General features: G+C 64.9%; 21 protein-coding genes. 7 read left to right on the forward strand and 14 right to left on the reverse strand.

Annotated features, from left to right (window positions below; all coding sequences use genetic code 11):
* The first annotated feature begins 111 nt into the window (after positions 1–111).
* The 4 genes from THIMADRAFT_RS11575 to THIMADRAFT_RS11590 all read left to right on the forward strand — a co-directional run bounded on the left by THIMADRAFT_RS11575 (position 112) and on the right by THIMADRAFT_RS11590 (position 4,369).
* The gene (locus THIMADRAFT_RS11575; RefSeq protein ID WP_007193222.1) at positions 112–894 is read left to right on the forward strand and encodes a cell division protein ZipA; all 783 of its coding nucleotides are present in this window, start codon (positions 112–114) and stop codon (positions 892–894) included.
* Positions 870–3,140, forward strand: a complete 2,271-nt coding sequence (gene ligA, locus THIMADRAFT_RS11580) for an NAD-dependent DNA ligase LigA (protein ID WP_007193223.1) — start codon at positions 870–872, stop codon at positions 3,138–3,140. Before THIMADRAFT_RS11575 ends, ligA begins: the two co-directional genes overlap by 25 nt.
* A 139-nt stretch (positions 3,141–3,279) precedes the next feature.
* Positions 3,280–3,552: a hypothetical protein gene (locus tag THIMADRAFT_RS11585; RefSeq protein ID WP_007193224.1), complete on the forward strand. Its 273-nt coding sequence runs from the start codon at positions 3,280–3,282 to the stop codon at positions 3,550–3,552.
* A 4-nt stretch (positions 3,553–3,556) separates the two neighbouring features.
* Positions 3,557–4,369 carry a carbonic anhydrase gene (locus THIMADRAFT_RS11590; protein ID WP_007193225.1) on the forward strand — a complete coding sequence of 271 codons (813 nt, stop codon included), beginning with the start codon at positions 3,557–3,559 and terminating at the stop codon, positions 4,367–4,369.
* 185 nt (positions 4,370–4,554) lie between these two features.
* Here THIMADRAFT_RS11590 and THIMADRAFT_RS11595 read toward each other — a convergent pair whose 3' ends face one another.
* Positions 4,555–5,868: a cytochrome c family protein gene (locus THIMADRAFT_RS11595; RefSeq protein WP_007193226.1), complete on the reverse strand. Its 1,314-nt coding sequence runs from the start codon at positions 5,866–5,868 to the stop codon at positions 4,555–4,557.
* A 243-nt stretch (positions 5,869–6,111) separates the two neighbouring features.
* On the opposite strand from THIMADRAFT_RS11595, the gene THIMADRAFT_RS11600 reads away from it, so the two are divergent.
* On the forward strand, positions 6,112–7,563 hold the full coding sequence (locus THIMADRAFT_RS11600; RefSeq protein ID WP_007193227.1) for a multiheme c-type cytochrome: 1,452 nt from the start codon (positions 6,112–6,114) through the stop codon (positions 7,561–7,563).
* A complete protein-coding gene (locus THIMADRAFT_RS11605) occupies positions 7,563–8,192 on the forward strand; it encodes a NapC/NirT family cytochrome c (protein WP_007193228.1) in 630 nt (209 codons plus the stop codon). The genes THIMADRAFT_RS11600 and THIMADRAFT_RS11605 overlap by 1 nt, the downstream gene beginning before the upstream one ends.
* Positions 8,193–8,231: 39 nt before the next feature.
* On the opposite strand, the gene THIMADRAFT_RS11610 is transcribed toward THIMADRAFT_RS11605, so the two are convergent.
* The 4 genes from THIMADRAFT_RS11610 to THIMADRAFT_RS11625 all read right to left on the reverse strand — a co-directional run bounded on the left by THIMADRAFT_RS11610 (position 8,232) and on the right by THIMADRAFT_RS11625 (position 10,707).
* On the reverse strand, positions 8,232–8,453 hold the full coding sequence (locus THIMADRAFT_RS11610) for a hypothetical protein (RefSeq protein ID WP_007193229.1): 222 nt from the start codon (positions 8,451–8,453) through the stop codon (positions 8,232–8,234).
* Between the two features lie 289 nt (positions 8,454–8,742).
* On the reverse strand, positions 8,743–9,612 hold the full coding sequence (locus THIMADRAFT_RS11615; RefSeq protein ID WP_007193230.1) for a peptidylprolyl isomerase: 870 nt from the start codon (positions 9,610–9,612) through the stop codon (positions 8,743–8,745).
* Positions 9,613–9,728: 116 nt separating this feature from the next.
* The gene (locus THIMADRAFT_RS11620) at positions 9,729–10,031 is read right to left on the reverse strand and encodes a YciI family protein (protein WP_007193231.1); all 303 of its coding nucleotides are present in this window, start codon (positions 10,029–10,031) and stop codon (positions 9,729–9,731) included.
* Position 10,032: 1 nt separating this feature from the next.
* Positions 10,033–10,707, reverse strand: a complete 675-nt coding sequence (locus THIMADRAFT_RS11625; protein WP_007193232.1) for an inner membrane-spanning protein YciB — start codon at positions 10,705–10,707, stop codon at positions 10,033–10,035.
* Between the two features lie 485 nt (positions 10,708–11,192).
* Here THIMADRAFT_RS11625 and THIMADRAFT_RS11630 point away from each other — a divergent pair, with 485 nt between their 5' ends.
* On the forward strand, positions 11,193–12,545 hold the full coding sequence (locus THIMADRAFT_RS11630; protein ID WP_007193233.1) for an alanine/glycine:cation symporter family protein: 1,353 nt from the start codon (positions 11,193–11,195) through the stop codon (positions 12,543–12,545).
* A 78-nt stretch (positions 12,546–12,623) separates the two neighbouring features.
* On the opposite strand, the gene THIMADRAFT_RS11635 is transcribed toward THIMADRAFT_RS11630, so the two are convergent.
* The 9 genes from THIMADRAFT_RS11635 to def form a co-directional block, all read right to left on the reverse strand.
* On the reverse strand, positions 12,624–12,947 hold the full coding sequence (locus THIMADRAFT_RS11635; protein WP_007193234.1) for a BolA family protein: 324 nt from the start codon (positions 12,945–12,947) through the stop codon (positions 12,624–12,626).
* Positions 12,948–13,067: 120 nt separating this feature from the next.
* A complete protein-coding gene (locus THIMADRAFT_RS11640; RefSeq protein ID WP_007193235.1) occupies positions 13,068–13,637 on the reverse strand; it encodes an ankyrin repeat domain-containing protein in 570 nt (189 codons plus the stop codon).
* Positions 13,638–13,819: 182 nt separating this feature from the next.
* Positions 13,820–15,193, reverse strand: coding sequence for a Trk system potassium transporter TrkA (gene trkA / locus THIMADRAFT_RS11645; RefSeq protein ID WP_007193236.1), 1,374 nt, complete (start codon positions 15,191–15,193; stop codon positions 13,820–13,822).
* Between the two features lie 193 nt (positions 15,194–15,386).
* Complete coding sequence (locus tag THIMADRAFT_RS11650) at positions 15,387–16,757, reverse strand: sigma-54-dependent transcriptional regulator (RefSeq protein ID WP_007193238.1); 1,371 nt, start codon at positions 16,755–16,757, stop codon at positions 15,387–15,389.
* On the reverse strand, positions 16,754–18,955 hold the full coding sequence (locus THIMADRAFT_RS11655; protein ID WP_007193239.1) for a sensor histidine kinase: 2,202 nt from the start codon (positions 18,953–18,955) through the stop codon (positions 16,754–16,756). Before THIMADRAFT_RS11655 ends, THIMADRAFT_RS11650 begins: the two co-directional genes overlap by 4 nt.
* Positions 18,937–19,527, reverse strand: coding sequence for a DUF4390 domain-containing protein (locus THIMADRAFT_RS11660; protein ID WP_007193240.1), 591 nt, complete (start codon positions 19,525–19,527; stop codon positions 18,937–18,939). Before THIMADRAFT_RS11660 ends, THIMADRAFT_RS11655 begins: the two co-directional genes overlap by 19 nt.
* Entirely contained in the window at positions 19,524–20,906 is a 1,383-nt protein-coding gene (gene rsmB / locus THIMADRAFT_RS11665) for a 16S rRNA (cytosine(967)-C(5))-methyltransferase RsmB (RefSeq protein ID WP_007193241.1), read from the reverse strand. Before rsmB ends, THIMADRAFT_RS11660 begins: the two co-directional genes overlap by 4 nt.
* On the reverse strand, positions 20,872–21,837 hold the full coding sequence (fmt, locus tag THIMADRAFT_RS11670) for a methionyl-tRNA formyltransferase (protein WP_007193242.1): 966 nt from the start codon (positions 21,835–21,837) through the stop codon (positions 20,872–20,874). Before fmt ends, rsmB begins: the two co-directional genes overlap by 35 nt.
* A 34-nt stretch (positions 21,838–21,871) precedes the next feature.
* The gene (gene def / locus THIMADRAFT_RS11675) at positions 21,872–22,405 is read right to left on the reverse strand and encodes a peptide deformylase (protein ID WP_007193243.1); all 534 of its coding nucleotides are present in this window, start codon (positions 22,403–22,405) and stop codon (positions 21,872–21,874) included.
* Positions 22,406–22,617 lie beyond the last annotated feature (212 nt).

Genomic DNA, 22,617 nt, shown 5'->3' on the forward strand with positions numbered 1-22,617 from the left:
ATCGGGTTGCGCCGTCGGCGTGTCTTAAACCCGCCCGACCGGGGATACAGGTTGCTCGCGCATTGATATACTCCACCTAGTCCTGAACGTCAGACCGACACGAACGCTTGAATGGACGCCAATATCATCCGTCTTATCCTGATCGTCGTGGGTGCCTTGCTCATCCTCGCCCTTTTCCTGTGGGAGCGCAGCCGTCATGCCGACGACGCGGACGACGATGACGACTACGAGGAGGCCGACGCCCCCTACGGTCTGTCGTCCGGCAAACGCGAGCCTGGTCTCGGCATCGATCGCGCGTCCGACGGCGAGAAGACCCGCGCCTCGGCACCGGCGCTCGGGGACGCATCCGCTGTTGCGGGATCGCGTCGTGCCGAGCAGTGGTCCCGGAGCACATCCGAGTGGGCATCCGAGCCGGATGCGGATGCGGAGGACGATCTCGAGCCCGAAATGGCCGACGAGGTCGAGCCCCTGTTGATCCAGCTCAGCGTCGGCGCGCGCCGCGAGCCGTTCGCCGGCCCGGAATTGATGGAGGCCGCCGGTGCGTGCGGCCTTCGTCCCGGCCGGATGGACATCTTTCACTGCCTCGACGAGTTCGACGACGACACGCGCATCTACTTCAGCATGGCCAACATGGTCAAGCCGGGGACCTTTCCGTTCGACGCGATGGATGACTTCGCGACCCCGGGTTTGATGCTGTTCGCACAGCTCGACGGGCGCCCGGAGGACATCACGGTCCTCGAGGAGATGATCGCCACGGCACGTAAGCTCGCCAGCGAGCTCGACGGCGACGTCCTTGACGAGACGCGTCGCCCGCTGACCGTCCGCAAGGAAGAGGATCTGCGCCGGGCCGTGCTCGAGAACGAGCGCCGATGGTCGAGAACAGCGGAGCGTTGATCGGCTCGGATGCCGACCGCGAGCGTGCCGCCTGGCTGCGCACGGAGATCGCTCGCCACAATTACCGTTACTACGTCCTCGACGATCCGGAGATCCCGGACGCCGAGTACGATTGCCTGTTCTCCGAGCTTCAAGCCCTCGAAACCCGCTATCCGGAGCTGATGACGCCGGATTCGCCGACGCAACGCGTCGGCGCCGAGCCGCTTTCCGCCTTCGCCCAGGTCCGGCACCGCCTGCCGATGATCTCGCTCGCCAATGCCATGAGCGACGAGGAGCTGATCGAGTTCGACCGCCGGGTCGCCGCGGCCCTGCCGGGAGGCGATCCCGTCATCTACACCGCCGAGCCCAAGCTCGACGGGCTGGCGATGAGCATCCGCTACGAAGAGGGGCTGCTCGTTCAGGCCGCGACCCGCGGCGACGGCTCCACCGGCGAGGATGTCACCGCGAACGTGCGGACCGTGAAGAGCGTCCCGCTGCGTCTCGTCGGCGAGGCCTGGCCCGCCGTGCTCGAGGTGCGCGGGGAGGTCTATATGTCTCGCGAGGGGTTCGAGCGGCTCAACAAGGACGCAGCGGAGCGCGGCGAGCGGGTCTTTGCCAATCCGCGCAATGCCGCGGCCGGGAGTCTGCGCCAGCTCGACCCGCGCGTGACCGCCACGCGGCCCCTACGTTTCTGCTGCTACGGCTGGGGCGAGATCTCGACCGACCCCGACGAGAGTCAATACGCCATGCTGCAGCGCCTTGCCGGTTGGGGGATCCCCATTTCCCGGGAACTGCGACCCGTCGAGGGGCCCGACGGCTGTCGGGCCTATTTCGAGGATCTGGGTCGCCGGCGCGATACGTTGCCCTACGAGATCGACGGCGTGGTCTTCAAGGTCGACCGCATCGCCGATCAGGCGCGGCTGGGCGCGACCGCCCGGCATCCGAAGTGGGCGATCGCGCGCAAGTTCCCCGCGCAGGAGGCCCTGACGGTCGTCGAGTCGGTCGAATTTCAGGTCGGGCGCACGGGCGCCGTGACCCCGGTCGCCCGGTTGCGGCCCGTGCAGGTGGGCGGCGTCACGGTCGCCAACGCCACGCTGCACAACATGGACGAGGTGACCCGCAAGGACGTTCGGGTCGGCGATACCGTCGTCATCCGACGTGCCGGCGACGTGATCCCCGAGGTCGTGAGTGTCTTGGTCGAACGCCGACCTGCCGATGCGGTGCCGGTCGAGATGCCGGTGCACTGTCCGGTGTGCGGTTCCGACGTGCTCCGGCCGCCGGGCGAGGTGGTGGCGCGCTGTACCGGCGGTCTCTATTGTCCGGCGCAGCGCAAGCAGGCGATCCGGCATTTCGCCTCGCGACGTGCCATGGATATCGAGGGTCTCGGCGAGAAGCTCGTCGAGCAGCTTGTCGATTCGGGTTTGGTGCGCGAGCCGGCCGACCTGTATCGGCTGACCGCGGAGCAGCTCGCCGGCCTGGACCGGATGGGCGAGAGATCCGCGGCCAACCTGATCGAGGCCCTCGAGCGCAGCAAGTCCACGCGTTTCGCGCGCTTTATCTTCGCACTCGGGATTCCGGACGTCGGCGAGACGACTGCGCAGGCGTTGGCCGCTCGCTTCGGCGGGATCGCCGAGCTGGAGTGCGCCCGCGAGTCGGATTTTGTCCGTGAACGCGGAGTAAAAGGGGTCGGGCAGGAGACGGCGACCGCGTTGCATCGCTTCCTGGTCGAGCATCCGCAGATCGAGTCACAGGGCGATCTTGCGGACTGGCTGGCGGGACTGAAGCTGCCCGGTCTGACGGCTGCGCGAGCTCAGGCGTTGGCGGGGCGCTTCGAGGACCTTGCGGCGCTTCGCGGGGCCGAGTTCGAAGACCTCTATCTCAACAGCGCTCGCCTGGTGGAAGGCGTCGGCCCGGTGGTGGCCGCGGAGATTGCGGGCTTCTTCGCTCAGGCGCACAATCGGGAGGCGATCGAGCGGCTGCTCGCGGCGGGGATCCACTGGTCGGATGTGCCTGCTCCCGCACGGACCGCGGAAGCGCTGCCGCTCGCGGGCAAGACGATCGTGATCACAGGCACACTGAGCCGACCGCGCGAGGAGATCGCAGCCCGGTTGCAGGACGCCGGTGCGAAGGTGACGAACAACGTCTCGAAGAAGACGGACTATTTGATCGCGGGCGAGGCAGCGGGCTCGAAGCTCGAGAAGGCGCAATCACTCGGTGTTGCGATCCTCGACGAGGCGATGCTGACGGCGTTGCTCGATCGCCCCTGATCCGCGCGGTGCCGGATTCTTCCGGCGTCGTCCCCATATCGACGAGTCGGACAAGAGCAAGCGGTCTTCAGAGCCGCGTCGAACGCGGTCGCCTGCTTGCCGTGAGCGCACCGACTCCCCAGACCTTACGGATCCTGCAATGCATGAATTGAGCAAAGAACAACAGGTCTTGATCGCGATGCGCAAGACCCTGTCAGCGATCATTCGAGACGTGACCCCGCCGCCCGGGATGCGTCACCCCCTGTCGGAGCCGACCATCGAGGACGTGCGTCAGTGCTTGGGGTTGATCGCAGCACGCGAGAAGGAGCTGGCGGACGCGCAAGGTCGCGGAGGGGAGCGCCCCTACTATGTCGACGAGCCACCGGATGCCCGGGTCGTACCGATTGCAGGCATCAAAAAGCGCACGGAGTGACTTGATGATAGATTCCCGCCTGATCCACCAGGGTGCTGCCCGACGGCGCCGTTATCTGCGTCTGACCCTCTGTCTGGCGGCGGCCGGTCTGTGCCGAGATGCGATTGCGCGGGATCCTGCGACGCCGCGGGAACCCGAGTGGTCTTACTCGGGCGTGGCGGGTCCGGATCAATGGGGCGATCTCGGCGGGGCCTTCGAGTCTTGTGCACGGGGCGAGCTGCAATCGCCGATCAATATCGTCGAGACCCAGCGCGTGACCTATACGCCCTTACTCTTTCGCTATCGCTCGCAGCTGCTCGAGGCCGAGAACACCGGGCGCGGGGTCCGTTTGATCTCGCCCCCCGGCAGCGCGCTCGTGGTCAGGGGGCAGGCCTACGATCTCGTCGAGTTCAGCTTCCACGTTCCGGGCCTCCATGCCTTCCAGGGGGTCGCCGCGGAGGCCGAGATTCACATGCTGCATCGTGACGGGCAGGGTGGCTATGCCATCGTCGCCGTGCCGTTGCGGGCCGGCGAGCGCGAGAATCGGATTCTCAATCGGATCCTGGAGTATCTTCCGACACAACCGGGCGAGCGTGTACGACAACGTCAGGTGGGGATCAATCCGCTCTTCCTGCTGCCCGTCGATCGCAGCTACTACAGGTATACCGGCTCGCTTGTCGCACCGCCCTGTACCGAGCCGGTACTCTGGTTTGTCTTTCGCGAGCCGCTCGAGGTGAGCGCCGAGCAGATCCAGCTCATCGCAAGGGCCACCGGTGCCAACGCCCGACCGATCCAACCGCTCAACGGCCGTCCCGTCTTCTCGCTGTTCCGCTATTGAACCGCGCCCCTCGCGGTATGCGTTCTTTTTGGCTGGGATCGGCCTCGGCGGACCTCGCGGCCGTTGGAGCGCGCGCGATTTAAGAGGTTGTTTTTTAGCACCTTAAACCGCGCCAGCTACAACAATCATCGAGTCTGCCGGGGCCGACCCCATCCGAATACATCACATGCCGCGCCGGGCGTGGTTTAGGGTGCCACGATGGACTGCTCGACCTCGGCAACGAGGACCGGATCCGTCAACTCGGTCGGGAGCTGGCTGAATTTTTCAACCAACGACGGCCACATGAGGTTGTAGTACAGCTCGCCGCGCACGAGCACGACACCTTCCGAGGGGATCTCGTAGGCAATCTCGCGCGTTTCGTGCGCCTTCAGCCGCGTGTCCTCGCCGGGCTGCGTGGCTGTCGGCGGGGGCGCGGGCATCCCTTTGTCGTCCGCGAGGCCGTAGTACAGATACGCCTTCGGATCGTCCTTGGATGGATGGCCCTCGGCGTTCTGCCAGACCACCTCGCCCTGATCGTTGTAGGCGGTCAGCTTGAAGTACATGTTGCGGAAGGGTGCTCCGGTCGGTACGGAATGGGGTTGCGAGTTCTGCAACAGGACCTTCGTCTTGAGCACATCGCCGTCGAGAGCGCTTTGTACGTCGAAGACGACCGAGCGTTTGAGCATGCCGTGGTCGTGTCCACCGCCCATGGAGTGATCGACGAGCCCGCCCGAGATCGGCATGTGGCAGGATTGGCATGCGGCCTTGCTGCCGCTGGCGATGAACTCGTCGCCGGTTGCGCACAAGGCGACGTTGTTCGGGTTGTTGCGCCGGTCATGGCAGCCCATGCAGGCGTCCGAGGTCTTCATCAGGACGGGACTGGCATCCATGGGGAGCGCAGGGATTTCGATACCGTCCATCTCGACCGGCTCGCCGAGATGCGGGTTCGGTTTCTGCGAGTCCTCCGCATCGTCGACCGCTCCGCCGAACAGGTCGTCACCGGCCGCGGCAAGTTTCTGTACGCCGCGCGGGAAGGCCGCGGGACCTTGGAGCTGGTCCGAGACCTCGTACGCCTTCAGCCCGAGACGCAGTTTCCCGTCCTCGCCCTGAATCCCCTTGTAACTCTTCAGCGTATGGCAGGCGACGCAGTTCACGCCTTCGCTGTAGGCGACGTTCGCATCGAGCTTGGTGGTCTTGTCGCGCGCGGCGTTCGGGGCATGACATTGCAGACAGACCGGGTAGGTGCCGGATTTCTTGTGTATCTGTCCTTCGGCCGTGGGGTCGCCGACCTCCATCCCGTAGAAGGCGCCGTGGATCGGATCCTTCAAGGCGGTGCTGTTGGCGTGCATGGAGCCTTTCCACTGCCGATAGATCTCCTCGTGGCAGGTTTGGCAGACCTCGGCGGAAATGAGATGCATCGGTTCGGATGCCTCGTCGCCAGCCGCAGCCGGGCCGGCGATGCCGGCGAGACCGAGTGCTAGACCGAGTGGAATCGAAAGTCCCGCAAACAAGCGTCGCATGATGATGTCGCTCCTCATCTATTGTGATACGGACGGTTTGATCCGAATGGTTGTCCAACCGCCGAGGATTGTTCGTCATTCGAGCGCATCATTAAAGTGCGCCCGATCAATGAAATGCCACTCGCGTGGAGACAGAAAGGTAAGTAATAAAATAAGCATAAACTACTGAATTAGATTTGCGTCCGATTTGCGCTCTATAATTCGGCCTGCTTTCCTCTTTCAGCAGGTCAAGAGGTCGTCGCGATGCCACCTGTTTTGCTCTCCGCTTCATTCCGTCGTGTGCTTTTCCTTTCGATTTTCGTGCTTGCCTTTCCGGCCGCTGCCGAAAAGGTGAAGCTCGACGCGAGCCAGTGGGGACACGAAGCAGGCGATGCCTGTGTCAGTTGTCACACCAAGTCGTCGAGCGGTCTCGCGCAGCAATGGCGCGACAGCGCTCATGCCGCTGCGGGCGTGAACTGCATGGATTGCCATCGGGCCGAACGCGAGGACGCGGACGCCATCGAGCACGAGGGTCAGGTGATTGCAACGATCGTCTCGCCGAAGGATTGCGGGCGCTGTCACACGAAGGAATTCGAAGAGCAGCAGGGCTCGGTCCATGCCGAGGCCTACTCGATCATCGAAGACCGCCTTCCGGCGCTGGCCCAAAACGTCGGCGGCTCCGCCATGCAGGCCGCCTCCTGCGATCAGTGCCACGGCTCCAGGGTGAAGGTGCGCGGAGACGGCACGCTGGATCCGGCGACCTGGCCCAATTCGGGCATCGGTCGGATCAATCCGGACGGATCCAAGGGGTCATGCTCCTCCTGTCACGGTCGGCACCGCTTCTCGAAGGCGCAGGCGCGCGAGCCCGAGGCGTGCGTGCGCTGTCACTCCGGCCCCGATTCGCCGGACAAGGAGATCTTCGAGGCGTCCAAACACGGGATGGTCTATGCGGCCCATCGCGAGGAGATGAATCTGGATGCCGCCGAGTGGGTTGCCGGGCGCGACTACACGGCCGCGCCGACCTGCGTGAGCTGCCACATGGGTGCCGCCGGGAAGCTGCCCTCGACACACGACGTCGGTCTACGCAACGTCTGGAGCCTCAACACGCCGGTGTCCAAGCGCCAGTTTCTCGTCATCTTCGAAGACGGTGCCAAGATGGAGCTGCCCGGGGACGAGGCCGCGCCGCGCCGCGGCACCGAGATGGCCCGTGCGGACGGTACGGTCGGGGTCGTCAAGGCGGTCGCCACACCCGAGCGGCGCCGCCAAGCCATGACCCTGGTCTGTGTCGAGTGCCACGGGAAAGGCTTCACCGAGGGTTTCATGCGCCAGTTCGACGCCGTCGTCGAGCTCTACAACACCAAGTTCGGCGAGCCGGCCCGCGCGATCATGGCCGGGCTCTACGAACGCGGCCTCCTCACCCCGACCGCGTTCGACGAGCCGATCGAGTTCACCTACTGGGAGCTGTGGCACGACGAAGGCGCGCGCGGTCGTCACGGCGCCTCCATGATGAGTCCGAATCATGCCTGGTGGGAGGGCATGTATCTGGTCGGCCGCAATTTCTACGCGCGTTTTCTGCCCGAGGCGCGCGCCGCGGCCGGCGGGCACGCGGACGAGGTGGTCGACGCCGTGCTGCGTGCAAACGGGCAGCATGAGTGGCTGGATCAGCCCGGCCAGATGAGCGCCATTCTCGGCTTTCCCCCGCAGGAGGTCGAGTGATGGGCGGGTTGCGCGCACCTTTGTTCATCACCCGCCATGTCCTGATCGCGCTGGTGGTCGGCGGTGTCGGCGGGGTGCTCTTTATGGCCTTTCTGATCGAGTTCGACCACTACACGAGCAGCGATGCGTTCTGTACGACCTGCCACTCGATGACCTATGCCGATCAAGACTTTCGACAGACGGTCCACTACAACTCGGCCTCTGGGGTGCGCGCCTCCTGCGGTGACTGCCATGTCTCCGAAGGCGTCTTCGCGGCGACCTGGGACCATGCGGTCGGATCCAAGGATCTCTTCAAACAGCTGTTCGGGCCGGACTACGATGATCCGGTGATCAACGCCCTGCATCTACCCGAGGCCGCCTTCGCCGCACGCAGATGGTTTCGAGCGCGCGACTCGGCCACCTGCAAGCGTTGTCATACGTTGGAGGCGATCCAAGGCAAGCGCGCCGATACCGCGGCGATCCATCGCGAGGAGACGGACGGTAAGTCCTGTATCGACTGCCACTACAACCTGGTTCACCGCAAGGTACCGGACGAGAGCACCTTCAAGCGCGATGCCTGGAATCGAATGATCGAGGAGGAATTCGCTCTGGAGCCGGGAACGGCCGAGCGGCTGATGGGTGAGCACTGAGTCGGTGAGACAACTCCGTCGGTGCTCGCAGGTGTCGAATCAGTGCTCGCAGTTGTCGAAATGGTGCCGTGACCAGGGTGAAACCGCGAGCGCAAAGCCGAGGCCCAGCGTCACGGCACCGCCGAGGACCGCGAGCAGTGCGAGGTGGGCGGTCGGCACCGGCAGCCCGGCGGTCTCCGCGATCACCAGCAGCAGGACGCCGGAGAGGAGTAGCCCGGCGGACACGACGACGGTAGAGCGCAACGTGGTGCAGGAGATCATCGGATCTCTCCATCATTCATAACATAAGCAAATTCTAATACAAAAATCGCAGGATGCAACGCTGCGGGGGACGGCGAACCGTGATTCCGGTCGCATCCGAGGAATCTGCCGATTCGTCGAGGCGGGGAGGCGGTATGTGCTCCGGCGGCGGAGCGAGGGGCGTTGGAGACTGCGCAGGGGCGCGTAGGGGCTGTCGGGGAGTGTAGGGCCGACTTCAGTCGCCCCTTAACCCCCCTTATGCGTCTTCAGTCTAAGGACGATCCGGCCCGTTCGCCGGGCCGGCAATGCGTTACTCGGACCCTTCCGCCGCGGCCTCGTCGGTCGGCTTGAGCTTCACGACATCTTCGTTGAGCTCGACCATGGCGCCGTCGCGCATCTCGGCGAGCTTCTCGGCGATCGTTTGGCGCTTGATCAAGAGGGCGAGCTGCGGCTCGGCATCTTCGAAGCTCGGGGGCTCGGCCTTGCGGGAGTCCTGCAGCTCGATCACATGCCATCCGAACTGGGTTTGAACCGGTGACTTGGTGAAGCTGCCGACCTCCATCCCGGCGACCGCCTCGGAGAAGGGCGCAACCATCTGGTTGGCGTCGAACCAGTCAAGCTCGCCACCGTTCTTGCCGGTCGGTCCGAGCGAGTGCTCGCGCGCGAGATCGCCGAAGTCGGCGCCGCCCTCGAGCTCCTCGATGACCTTTTTGGCTTCTTCCTCGTCCTTCACGAGGATGTGGCGCGCCTTGTACTCCGTCCGGGTGGCGTTCTTCTTTACATCCTCGTAGGCCTTCTTCAGATCCTCTTCGGTCGGCTCGATCTCCTCGGCCATCGCGGCCAGGGCGGCGTTGGAGAGGATCTTCATCCGCTGCAGATCGATGGCGACGGACACCTCGGGATCCTCCTCGAGCTTGCGTCGCGTGGCCTCCTGCGAGGCGACGACCAGACTCATGAACTCGTTGAAGGCCTGCTCTTGCAGGGCCGGGGAATTCTCTCCCTGATTCTGTTGCAGGCGCTCCATGAAGAAGAGTCGAAACAGGTCCAGGTCGTACGGGGTCCCGTTCACCGTTGCGATGATGACGTCCTCACCGGTTTCCGGCTCTTTGGCATCCTCGGCGAGGACTGTCCCGGCGGCCATCAGGGCGCAGAGCATGAGCGTAAAGCGACTTGTTTTCATGGTGATGATTTCCGTGTGTCAGATTCAGTGGCATCCGGGATTCCGGGGCGTACAAGGGGACGGGGCGCTCCAACGGGAGTCGTCCGTGGTTTTGCGACGATGGAAGCGCTCGGCCCTCAGGTTGGAAAGACCCGTTTAAAGGGCTTGACCTGCACCTCTCGGTAGACTCCGGCGTCCAGATAGGGGTCCGCGTCGGCCCATTGCTTGGCCGCGGACAGACTCGGGAATTCCGCCACGATGAGCGAACCGGAAAAGCCGGCCGTGCCGGGGTCCGGGCTGTCGATCGCGGGGTGAGGCCCTGCGAGGACCAGACGCCCTTCGTTCTGCAACGCCTCCAAGCGCGCGAGGTGGGCCGGTCTTGCACCGAGACGCGCCCCGAGACTGTCCGCTTTATCGACGGCGATGATGGCGTAAAGCACGTCAGTCGGCCTCCAGGGTCGAGGGTTCGTCCTTCATGTGTCGGGACAGATAAATGGCCTGAGCGATCACGAACACGATCGTCATGCCCATCATACCGAAGAGCTTGAAATTGACCCAAACGTCTTCGCGCGCATGGGCGTTGTCGCAGAGCGCGAGAAGGTCTCCGCCGAAGCGCTCGGCGCAGGTCGAGAGGTCGATATCCTGAAGACCCGAGGCAAGGATCAAGGCTTCCCGGGCGCCGAAGAATCCGCTGCCGACATAGACGACGAAGAGATTGACGAGTCCGGTCACGAAGAAGAATCCGATCCACAGCATGTTCAGGCGTAGCCAGACGGCTGGAGGGATCTCGATGGCCTTGCCCATCATCCGCTCGATCAAGGGCCGCTCTCCGATGAATTGGCTGCCCAGAAAGACGGCCGCGAACAGCCAGTTCACGATCGTCGGTTTCCACATGACGAAGATCGGATCCCGCAGGGCGAGCGTCAGCCCGCCGAACAGCACGAGCAGTCCGAGCGTGATCAGCGGCATGGTCTCGACCTGCCGCCGACGGATCCACGACCAGCCCACCAGCACCGCGGAGGCGGCGATCGCGACCCCGGTCGCGACATAGATGCCCTCGAGCTTGTAGGCGGCAAAAAAGAGCAGGATGGGAAAGAAGTCGACGAGAAGTTTCATGAGGCTCGGGTCGCCGAATCGGCGGGTTCAACACTGTTGGGGAACCATGCTTGCGCCGCCGCCCGAGGCGGCTCCTCGCCATTCAGGCATTCGCGACGGCGGCAAACCGTCCGGACTGAAGGCGATCGACGTGTGCAGGGAAATCAAACTCGGTAAACGGTCAAGCATACGGTGATCGAGCGGGTAGGGCAAAGCCGTTCGGCGCTCGGCATCCTTCCCGGACGGGCCCATTGTCCGCCGCCCGATCCAGGTGTCGAGCGCTGCTCGGCGGGATCGCCGGTCATCGCTCGTCCGGGTTCCGAGCCGCGGGCGCGCGCAGCGCGTGAGACAGCACCCGTGTAGCGATCGCAGACGCCGATATTCTCGAGCGAATCCATCCGGTTGACGTGTATAGTTGCATCGGGTTTCCGGATTCGACTCCCGTCGAACCGTCGGTTGTCCGGCGGCTCCGGCGGGCTCGCAACTGACTGTAGAGGAGGTTTCAGGTGGAGGTGATCGCGGATTGGGTCGGTACGATCAACGGGCTCGTGTGGGGCCCGCCCATGCTGGTTCTCATCCTGGGAACCGGGCTCTTCCTGATGGTCGGCCTGCGCTTGATGCCGATCCTCAAGCTCGGATACGGCTTCAAGAGATTGTGGGCCGGACGGCATTCTCAAGGCGAAGGCAATATCACGCCCTTCAATGCATTGATGACGTCGCTCGCGGCCACGGTCGGAACGGGCAACATCGCGGGTGTGGCCACGGCGATTGCGATCGGCGGCCCCGGTGCCCTGTTTTGGATGTGGTGCACGGCGCTCGTCGGCATGGCCACCAAGTATGCCGAGGGCGTCTTGGCAGTGAAATACCGCGAGGTGGACGAGAAGGGCAACTATGTCGGCGGCCCCATGTATTACATCAAGAACGGGCTGGGTCGCCGCTGGCTCTGGCTCGGCACCGCCTTCGCGATCTTCGGGGGGCTTGCCGGATTCGGGATCGGCAACATGGTCCAGGCCAATTCGGTATCGCACGCACTCAGCGGGAGCTTCGCAATCCCGGAGCTCTGGTCGGGGATTGCGATGGCCGTGGTGGTCGGCCTGGTCCTGATCGGCGGTATTCGTTGGATCGCCCGGGTCGCCGGCAAGCTGGTTCCCTTCATGGCAATCGCTTATGTCATCGGCGGTCTCGTGGTGTTGGCCTTCAACATCGAGCAGATTCCGCAAGCCGTCTACCAGATCGTGCTGCATGCCTTCTCGCCGACGGCCGCGGCGGGCGGGTTCGCGGGCGCCACGCTGATGATGGGCATCCAGATGGGCGTGGCGCGGGGCATCTTCTCCAACGAGGCGGGCCTGGGCAGCGCTCCGATCGCGCATGCAGCGGCGCAGAGCAACGATCCGATCCAGCAAGGCACGGTCGCCATGCTCGGCACCTTCATCGACACCATCATTATCTGCACCATTACCGGGTTGGTCATCATGGTCACGGGGGTTTGGACGAGCGGAGAGACGGGGGCGGGACTGTCGTCCGCGGCATTCAGCGCCGGGTTGCCGTCGGTCGGCGGTTATATCGTCACCTTCGGGCTCGCCCTCTTTGCCTTCACGACCATTTTGGGGTGGAGCGTCTACGGTGAACGCTGTATGGAATACCTGTTCGGGATTCGTGCGATCGTTCCCTTCCGGCTGGTTTGGGTCGCGGTCATTCCGGTCGGGGCGACGCTCGAGCTCGATTTCATCTGGCTGGTTGCCGATACACTCAATGCCCTGATGGCGATTCCCAATCTGGTCGCATTGCTCTTGCTCAGCCCGATCGTCTTTCGGATGACGCGTGAGTATTTCGCGGATCCGATCAACCGCCGAGCCTAGACCGCGTCCAGCGCGAGATGCTCGCTTACGCGTAAGCTCGCCGTTTGATGCAGCTATGGCATTTAGCGGGGACGCGGTTTAATTCGACGCCGCCTTCGATCCGCCCTGACAGGGCGGTGACGCCGGGGCCGCCCCGCCTTTGGCGAACCATTCTTCCGGCGTCCAGGTGTGCAGGGCGATGGCGTGGAGTCCGCCCTCGAGCTCGCTGCTCAGGGCGCGATTCAGGAGACGATGCCGCGCGACCAAGGTCTTCTCCGCGAAGACCTCGCTGACCACCAGGATCTTGAAGTGGGATTCGGCACCGGGCGGCACCGAGTGCATGTGGCTTTCGTCCACGACCTCGAGATGCATCGGCTCGAAGGTGTTCTTCAGGGTGTCCTCGATGCGGGTTTTTCGGTTCATCTGGGCTCCGGTTCGGATCGCCCGTTCGGGCGCGTCCTCGTGAACTATGGCCCGTTCCTCGCCGACACAAGCGTGGATGCCGCCGATGTGTCCGCAGGCGACTCGACCGCTTTCCGGAGGCTACCCTTGCTCTGCCGAGAGACGCGCGACGACGGGCGGGTGACCGGCCTCGCGTGCGTGGTCCGCCGCCGAGCGCCCCGCGAAGTCCTTTAATGTACGATCGGCGCCGTGGCGCAGCAGGACCTCGACCGTCTCGTCATGACCCTTGCCGGCGCTCCAGATCAAGGCCGTCCAGCCTTCGGTCTGCTCTTGATGATCGATCATGGCGCCGTTGCGCAAGAGCAGATCCACGATCGGTGCATAATTGTTCGAGGCCGCGAGCATCATGGCCGTGTAACCGCCCTTGTCTTGGGCATCGATCTCGGCACCGGCCTCGAGGAGCCGCTCGACGACATCGATGTGCCCGTACAGCGCGGCCTTCATGAGCGGTGTCCAGTCGCAGCTGTCGCGGACATCGACCGTCGTCGACGGCTTCAAGAGGGCGTTCAAGGCGGAGAGATCCCCTTGCTCGGCAAGGTCGAGCAAGGCCGAACCCTCCGCTTTCGGGGTCGAGTCGGATTGATGAAAGGCCGCAAAGGCGACGAGGATCGCGATCGCCGCGAGGGCGAGAATACGGATGAGGATGTTCATGGCCGCCTATTCTCCGGACCCGGAACCGGTCGGCCAATGCGAATCGGCAACCCGAGGCTCGGACTCGGAGACCCTGTCCTCGCCGCGGGTCGAGCTGCCGCGGCGATCGGCCGCCACGCGATGACGCTGCAAACGGATGTGCGTGCCGAAGTTTGCCGGGGCGGCAAGCCATCGGCATCGCCTCAGAGAAAGGTGACCCCGACCTGGAACAGACGCTCGACCTCCGGGATGCGCGCCTTGTCCTGAAGGAAGAGGATGACGTGGTCCTCCGGTGCGATCACGGTGTCGTGGTGCGCCATGAGCACCTCGTCGCCGCGGACGATGGCGCCGATACTGGTGCCCCGCGGGAGTTTGATGTTCTCGATGCTGCGCCCGATGACCTTGCTCGAGGTCTCGTCGCCGTGGGCGATGGCCTCGATCGCCTCCGCCGCGCCGCGCCGCAGAGAATGCACGACGACGACGTCGCCGCGCCGGATATGCTTGAGCAGGCTTCCGATCGTCGCCTGCTGCGGCGAGATGGCGATGTCGATGGCCCCGGATTGCACCAGCTCGACATAGGAGGGGCGGTTGATCAGGGCCATGACCTTGCGGGCGCCGAGCCGCTTCGCGAGCATTGCCGAGAGGATATTCGCTTCGTCGTCGTCGGTGACGGCGCAGAAGACGTCGGTGTTCTCGATGTTCTCTTCCAGGAGCAGCTCGCGATCCGCCGCGTCGCCGTGCAGCACGATGGTCTTTTCGAGACTCTCGGCAATGCGTTTGCAGCGTTTCAGATCGCGTTCGATGACCTTGACCCGATAGTTGACCTCCAGCGCCCCGGCGAGCCGCGTACCGATATTGCCGCCGCCGGCGATGATCAGGCGCTTGTAGGGACGATCCAGTCGGCGCAGCTCGCTCATGACCGAGCGGATGTGTCCGGGGGCGGCGACGAAGAAGATCTCGTCGTCGGCCTCGATGACCGTATCGCCCTGCGGCTCGATCGCCCGATCATGACGGTAGATCGCCGCGACCCTGGCATCGACCTTGGGCATGTGCTCATGCAGGGTGCGAAGCTCGTGACCGACTAAAGGCCCGCCGTAATACGCCTTGACCGCGACCAGACGGATGCGTCCTCCCGCGAAGTCGAGCACCTGCAGGGTCCCGGGGTTTTCGACCAGGCGCAGGATGTATTCCGTGACCAATGCCTCCGGACTGATCGGGTAATCGATCGGCAGGGCATCGGTTCCGAACAGCTTGGGTTGATCGAGAAAGCTCTGTGCCCGCACCCGGGCGATCTTGGTCGGGGTGTGAAACAGCGTGTAGGCGACTTGACAGGCCACCATATTGGTCTCGTCGCTGTTGGTGACCGCGATGATCATGTCGGCGTCTTCCGCGCCCGCGCGGCGCAGCACGTCCGGGTGGGCGCCGTGGCCCAGGATGGTGCGCAGATCGAAGCGGTCCTGCAGCTCCCTGAGCAACTCAGGATTGTGGTCGACGACCGTAATGTCGTTGGCCTCGCTGACCAGATTGGCCGCCACCGAGGTTCCGACTTGCCCGGCCCCGAGAATAATAATCTTCATTGATTAAACCGCGTCCGGAGTTTTCGTTTTTGTGGAGTGGGGGCTTGCGGTCTCGTCGCTCCACGGAGCGATTGGCGCGACGCGGTTTAAAATAATAAAAATTAAATACTTGAAGTGCGTCAGTGCCAAGCTCTGTAGGTACGCCGGACCTATGTTGCAGGTGCCGACCTGGACATGCCCCGCCTGACGCACTTCAACGCCGCTCCTTGATCTCGATCCCCAGCGAGCGGAGCTTGCGGTAAAGGTGCGTGCGCTCCATCCCGGCCTCTTTCGCCATCTTGCTGACGTTGCCCGTATGTTTTTCGAGCTGATAGTCGAGGTAGGCCTTCTCGAACTGCTCGCGCGCCTGACGCAGCGGCTGATCGAAGGAGACCAGACCCTCCAGTGCCTGCCCTTGGGAGGGCGGCGGTGCGCCGAGTGCGGATTCGACCTCCTTCTGACTGATCTCGTCGCCGGCACCCAAGATCAGGACCCGCTGCACCAGGTTCTTGAGCTCGCGCACGTTGCCGGGCCAGCTGTAGTTGCGCAGATAGTTCTGCGCACCCACGCTAAAGCGGCGGTACGGCAGCTTCTCGTGGGTGGCGAAATAGTCGAGATAGAAATTCAGCAGATCAGGGACATCCTCTGCGTGATCGCGCAGCGGCGGGATGTTCAGCGGGACGACGTTCAGGTGATAGAAGAGATCCTCGCGGAAACGCCCGGCACGCACCTCCTCTTCGAGATTGCGCTGGGTCGCGGCGATGATGCGCACGTCGATGCGCACCGGCTCGGCACCGCCGACGCGGATGAAGGATCCGGTGTCGAGCGCCCCGAGCAGCTTGGCCTGTGCGTCCAGCTCCATGTCGGCCACCTCGTCGAGCAGCAGCGTCCCGCCGGCGGCCTTTTCCAGATTCCCGTAATGGGTGTGCTCGCCGTCCTCGGCCCCGAAGAGCTCGAGCGCGGCATTCCCCCCGGCGAGCGTGGAGACGCTCAGATCCACGAAGGGGCGTTCGCGGCGCGCGCTCTGTGAATGCAGATAACGCGCAAAGGTCTCCCGGCCGCTGCCCGCATCCCCGGTGATCAGCACCCAGGTGTCGTGTTGGGCGATCCGCTTCACCTGCTCGCGCAGGCGTTGCAGGGTCGCGCTGCGTCCGACCGGCTCGTGCACCTGGGGTGCGCGCCGTTTGAGCCCGATGTTCTCCTTTTGAAGCTTGTCGGCCTCGAGCGCCCGCTCCACGGTGAGCAGCAGTTTGGCCATCGAGAGCGGCTTTTCGAGAAAGTCGTAGGCGCCGAGCCGGGTCGCCTCCACGGCGGTCTCCACGGTGCCGTGTCCGGACATCATGATGACCGGGCAGGGCAGGCCGTCTTCCTCCTCAGACCACTCGCGCAGCAGCGTGATGCCGTCCAGATCGGGCATCCAGATGTCGAGCAGGATCAGATCCGGGCGGCGCTCGCGCAGCGCGTGCCGGGCGGACTCGCCGTTCTCCGCGCTGACCACGGCGTAGCCTTCGTCCTCCAGGATCTCTTGTACAAGACCCCGGATGTCGGGTTCGTCGTCGACCACCAAGACGTGCGTTGCACTCATCGTTTTTCATCCTGTTCTCGGTCCTCGGGCATGGACCTGGCCCCCTGCCGGATCGGCAGGCGGATCCGAATCATCGCGCCTTGACCGGTATTCTCGACCTTGATGATACCGCGGTGTTCCTCGACGATCTTCTTTACGATGGCTAAACCCAGACCGGTTCCTTTGGCCTTCGTGGTGACGTAGGGCTCGAACAAACGCTCGAAGAGGTGCTCTTCGAACCCCGGCCCGTTGTCGGCGACCTCGAGCTCGACGAGCGGCATGCCGTCCTCGCGCGCGACCCGCGTCGTCACGGCGATCCGCGCGTCGGCCCGTCCGTCCATCGCCTCCTGCGCGTTCTTGATCAGATTATGAACCACTTGACGCAAGCGCAACGGATCGCCGCGCACCTGCACCCCCGGTGCACCGAGATCGACCTCGAGCGCGCTCGTGCCGGCGCTGCGATACAGGTCCAGCACCTCTTGGACGATCCGGTCGAGCTCCAAGGGCTCGGCGCGGATGTGCGGCGTGCGGGCATAATCGGAGAAGTCGTTCACCATCGCCTTCATCGCCTCGACCTGTTGGACGATGGTCCGGGTCGAGCGATCGATGATCTTCGCGTCCGCCTCGTCGGCCTTGGCGAGCAGCTTGTGGCGCAGGCGCTCGGCGGAGAGCTGAATCGGCGTCAAGGGGTTTTTGATCTCGTGGGCCAGGCGCCGGGCCACCTCGCCCCAGGCCGCGTTGCGCTGTGCGGTAATCAGCGAGCTGATGTCGTCGAAGACCACGACGTGACCCCGTTGCTCGCTGTCCGGGAGCGGTAGCGGACTGCCGCGGCACATCAGTGTCTGCCGGTTCTCGCCGCGATCGAGCTCGATCTCGGCACGCCAATCCTCTCCGGCGAGGATATGGCTGCGCACCGTCTCGGTCCAGGGAGTGAGCCAGGGCAGCTCGCGCTCCACGCGCGAGAGCTCCGGTTGTGCATCGTCGGCGAAGGCAAGCGACAGGATCTGCCGCGCCGCCGGGTTGGCGGTCCGCAGCCGCTGATCGGCATCGAACGCGATGACGCCGGACGACAGGCGCCCGAGGACCGTCTCGAGATAGTTGCGCTGGGTCTCGACGGCCTGCTGACTGCGGTTCGCGGCATCCCGTGCCCGGGCGATGCGCCGGGTCATCGCGTTGAACGACGCGACCAGGAAGGCGAGCTCGTCGTCGTGCTTGGGCAGCGGGAGCTGTTGCTCGTAGTCGCCTTCGGCGATCGCGCGGGTGCCGCGGGCGATGTCCGCAACCGGCGCGACGAGGCGTCGTGCGATATGAAACGCGGCGATCACTGCAGCCATGACGCCGAACAGGAGCACCAACGACAGGGTCAGAGAGAAGCTCAGCTTCAACGACTGACGCAGATACGCCAGCTCCGTGTAGCGGTTGTATGCGCCCTCGAGGCGCTCCGAGAGCTCGGTGATGCGTGCCGAGGTCGGGAAGATCGCCTGCATCTTCATGTCGCGCCCACGCGGGTCCTGCACCAACACCCGCACGATCAGCTCGCCGCCGAGATCGCTTTCCAGGCCGACATAGTTGTTGCCGGCGCGCACGCTCTGCTGGATCTCGCGCTCGGCCTGATTCGGAACCAACTGGGTCGGATCCTCGTTGGCGTTGCCCAGGACCTGACCGCCCGCGGTGTAGACGGTCAGCTCGATGGCCCCGGCCTGACGCCGCAGATTGTCCAGACTCAGCGCGATCGCGGTCGAGGAGCGATCCTCGATCCCCGCGATGAGCTGCTCGGTGTAGCGTGCGAGGACCCGCTGATTGAGATCGAGCGAGGCTTGATTCAAGACCAGCGCGTCCTGCATGGCTTGGCCGATCTCCACGTCGAACCAGCTGTCGATCCCGCGCAGCAGGAACCCGAGCGAGAAGTAGTAGACCACGCCGACCGGCAGCAGGGAGACGAGTACGAAGAGCACCAGGATCCGCCCGGTCAGGCGCGATCCTGCGGCCTGCTGCCGGTAGCGGCGCACCAGCTTCACGATGTTGACGATGACGAGAACGGCGAGCGCGCCCAGACCGCCCAACACCACCGAGAGCAGGGGCACAAAGGCCCGGCTCAGCGTCTCGGAGTTCTCGACCGCATCGCGCATCAGCACCAAGACGACGAAGAGCGCCAGGATCAATGCCGCGACCGGCAAGGCGCCGAGTCCGCGTAGGCGTGCTAAGGCGTTAAGGGCCACTTGCTCCACCCGCTGGAGAGTTTCCAGGACGGTTTCAGGTAAGCCATCGGACGCAGCGGAAGCGGCAGCTCTTCGATGTCGAGCGAGGCCCGGATATGGATCTCGTAGTCGGTGTCGGCGTCGAGACTCGAGGCCCCGATCAACGCCAGGTCGGCGATCTCGCCGAGCGCGCGCATGGCGGCATCGCGGCTGACGAAACTGCGGCCCTCGTCTCCGGGAAGGCGGTAGACCTCGTAGCGCTCGGAGAGCGGCTTGTAGCGAATCGCGTAGCGTAGCTGCAGATCCACGCGACTGTCCTCCCAGAGCCAGGCCCCGACACGACGGACCTGAATCTGCACCAGGATGGTCAGCGGCACGCCGTTCTCGAGCGCGTCGAGCGCTTCGCTGCTGAAACGGTAGTCCAGCAAGGCGTCCATGAAGAAGGTGTCGTCGACGAGCCGCGTCTCGACCTGCTCGACCCGCAGCCCGTCCTTCGCTGCTGCCGATGCGAAGCTCCCCAGCAAGAGCACGGGTACAAGCAGCAGCACCGCCGGCAGAATCCTCCGCGGATGGTATGGCGAGCGCTGGCTCATGACGCCGGACGCTCGATCAGCGCGAAATAAAAGCCGTCGTTCGCCCCGTCCCGCGGAAGCAATTGGATTCCGTGCGAGAGCGCACGGCTCCCGGGCACTGCGATCGGACATTCGCGTGCATCCGGATGGCGCTCCAGAAAGGCGGCGATACGGTGCTGGTTCTCGTCCGCGATCAATGAGCAGGTGGCGTACAGCAGTCGCCCGCCCGGGGCGAGCAGCGGCCAGGCCGCGTCGAGGATCCGATCCTGCAAGGCGCACAACGCGGGAATATCCGAGTCGCGTCGCAGCCATTTGATGTCGGGATGACGGCGGATCACGCCGGTGGCCGAGCAGGGCACGTCGAGCAGGATGCGGTCGAAGGGTTTGGCGCTCCAGCTGCCTCTCGGCTCGGCCGCGTCCCCGAGTGCGACCTCGGCGCTCAGGCCGAGTCGCGCGAGCGTCTCGCGGATCGATTTCAGGCGTGCCGGCGCATTGTCGATGGCGAGCAGGTCGAGCCGGTTCTCGGCGCGCTCGAGGATGCCCGCGGTCTTTCCGCCGGGCGCGGCGCAGGCATCGAGGACGCGCTGTCCGGGGCGCGCATCCAGCAGATCGGCCGCCAGTTGGGCGCCGCCGTCCTGCACCGAGACCAGCCCGGCCTCGAAGCCGGGCAGCTCGTGTGTCGCGCGCGGCTGGTCGAGCGTCAGACCCATCTCGCAGCCCGGGATGGGGCGCGCCGTGATGCCTGCGGCGGCGAGCGTGCCGAGATAGCTGCGCCGGTCGGTCCGGGTTCGGTTCACGCGCAGGCTCATGGGCGCGCGGGCGTTGCTGGTCCGCACGATCTGCTCCCACTCTTGTGGCCAGTTCTCGCGCAGGCGATCGAGCAGCCATTCCGGAAAGAGCCAGCGCACGGCGGGTTCTCGATCGACATCGGCCAGAAGTGTCTCGCGCTCGCGCAGAAACCGCCGCAGCAGTGCGTTCACCAAGGCCGCCTTGTCGGGCTTGCCGATGAGTCGACTCGCCTCCACGGTGGCGGCGACCGCGGCGTGGTCGGGCGTGTCCATCGCGACGAGCTGATACAGGCCGATCAGGATCAGTGATTCGAGATCCTTGTCCGCGGGCTTGACCGGGTGATTGAGCAGGCGTGCGACCAGCGCTTCCAGGCGCGGCAGGTTGCGCAGAGACCCGTAGACCATCTCTTGCGTGAGTGCGCGCTCGGCGGGCGCCTGCGAGGCCAAGCGTTTCTGCTCGAGCACACGCGTGAGCGATTGGCCGCGACCGCGCACGCCGAAGAGTGCCAGTGCAGCGGCTGCACGGGATTCGGCGCCGACGGGATGTCTTGCCGGGCTCGGCGCCCGCGGCCGGCGCTCAGCCAAGCCGAGCGCCGTCCAGTGAGCGGGCATTGAGGAAATCCACGGCCGCCATCGCACGCTTGCCGGGCGGCTGAAGGCGAACGATGCGCACGATCCCTCGGCCGGCGGCGACCTCGATGCCCGATTTGCCGGCACCGATCACGGTCCCGGGCGCGGCCTGCGTCGCACGCTCGGCGTCGATCTCGGCGGACCAGATCCGCAGCGTCTCGGCGTCGAGACGTGTTTGAGCGACGGGCCAGGGGTTGTACGCGCGGATCATGCGACCGATGTGCTCGGCAGGCTGGTGCCAGTCGATGATGGCCTCGTCCTTTGTGAGTTTGTGTGCGTAGGTGACCCGATCCTCGGCTTGCGGCTCGGGCATCAGCGATCCGTCGGCGATGCCCGGCAAGGCATCGATCAATGCACCTGCACCGAGCGCGGCGAGTCGGTCGTGCAGATCTGCGCCGGTGTCGCGCGGTCCGATCGGTGTCGCGACGCGATGATAGACGGGGCCGGTATCCAACCCGGCCTCCATCTGCATGATGCAGACGCCGGTCTCGGTGTCGCCGGCGAGCAATGCGCGTTGGATCGGCGCCGCGCCGCGCCAACGCGGCAGCAGCGAGGCATGGACGTTGACGCAGCCCAGACGCGGCGCGTCCAACACGGAGACCGGCAGAAGCAGCCCGTAGGCCACGACCACCATCAGGTCGGCCTCGAAGGCGGCAAGCCGCGCGACCGCGTCCGGATCCTTCTTGAGGCTCTCTGGCTGAACGACCGGCAGGCCGCGCGTCAGGGCGAGCGCCTTTACCGGGCTTGCCTGGAGCTGGCGGCCGCGCCCGGCCGGTCGGTCCGGTTGGGTGTAGACGGCGACGACCTCCAGCGGCGGCATTTGCGCGCGATCAGCCGGCGCATCCAGCAGTGCGGCAAGGCTCGGAACGGCGAAGTCGGGCGTTCCCGCGAAGATGATCCTCAGGGGTTTCATCGCGTCGGATCGCCGTTCGGACCGGCGGCCTTCGTCACAAGACACCTCGACGCTGCTCGGGCTCGCTCGCCGAATGGCGCTGCTCCTTCTCGAGCTTGCGCCGAATGCGCTGGCGCTTGAGCATCGAGATGTGGTCGACGAAGAGCTTGCCGTCGAGATGATCGATCTCGTGTTGGATACAGACCGCGAGCAGTCCGTCGGCATCGAGCGTGAAGGGCTTGCCTTCGCGATCGAGCGCCTGGACACGCACACGCTCCGCGCGCTTCACCGTCTCGAAGAAGCCGGGGACCGAGAGGCAGCCCTCGTCCATCTGCTCTTCGCCTTCGCGCGAGAGGATCTCCGGATTGATCAGGCACAAGGGTGCGTCGTGGCTCTCGGAGACGTCGATCACGACGACTCGGCGCGGCACGTTGACCTGAATGGCGGCCAAGCCGATACCGGGTGCGGCATACATCGTCTCGAGCATGTCGTCGACCAGCCGCACGGTGTCGGCATCGACACGCGCGACCGGGATCGCCTTGCGGCGGAGTCTTGGGTCCGGGAAGGTCAGGATATCGAGCTTTGCCATCGGGATGTCGTCTGGAAAATCTGTTCTCGGGGATCTCGTCTCTCGCGCGATCTCGTCTTGTGCCTGATCGAATCTCTCGGGGATCTCGTCCCGCGAGCGACCCGCAGGAGAGACGTCGGGTCGGGAGTCGAGTAGAAGGGGTCGGGCCGCATGCGCTAGTATCCGCTTAATACTACACCCCGAAATGGGGCCGGGTGAATCCGTTTCGAGCA

Origin of the sequence: Thiocapsa marina 5811 (assembly GCF_000223985.1) — a bacterium.
Lineage (GTDB): Bacteria > Pseudomonadota > Gammaproteobacteria > Chromatiales > Chromatiaceae > Thiocapsa > Thiocapsa marina.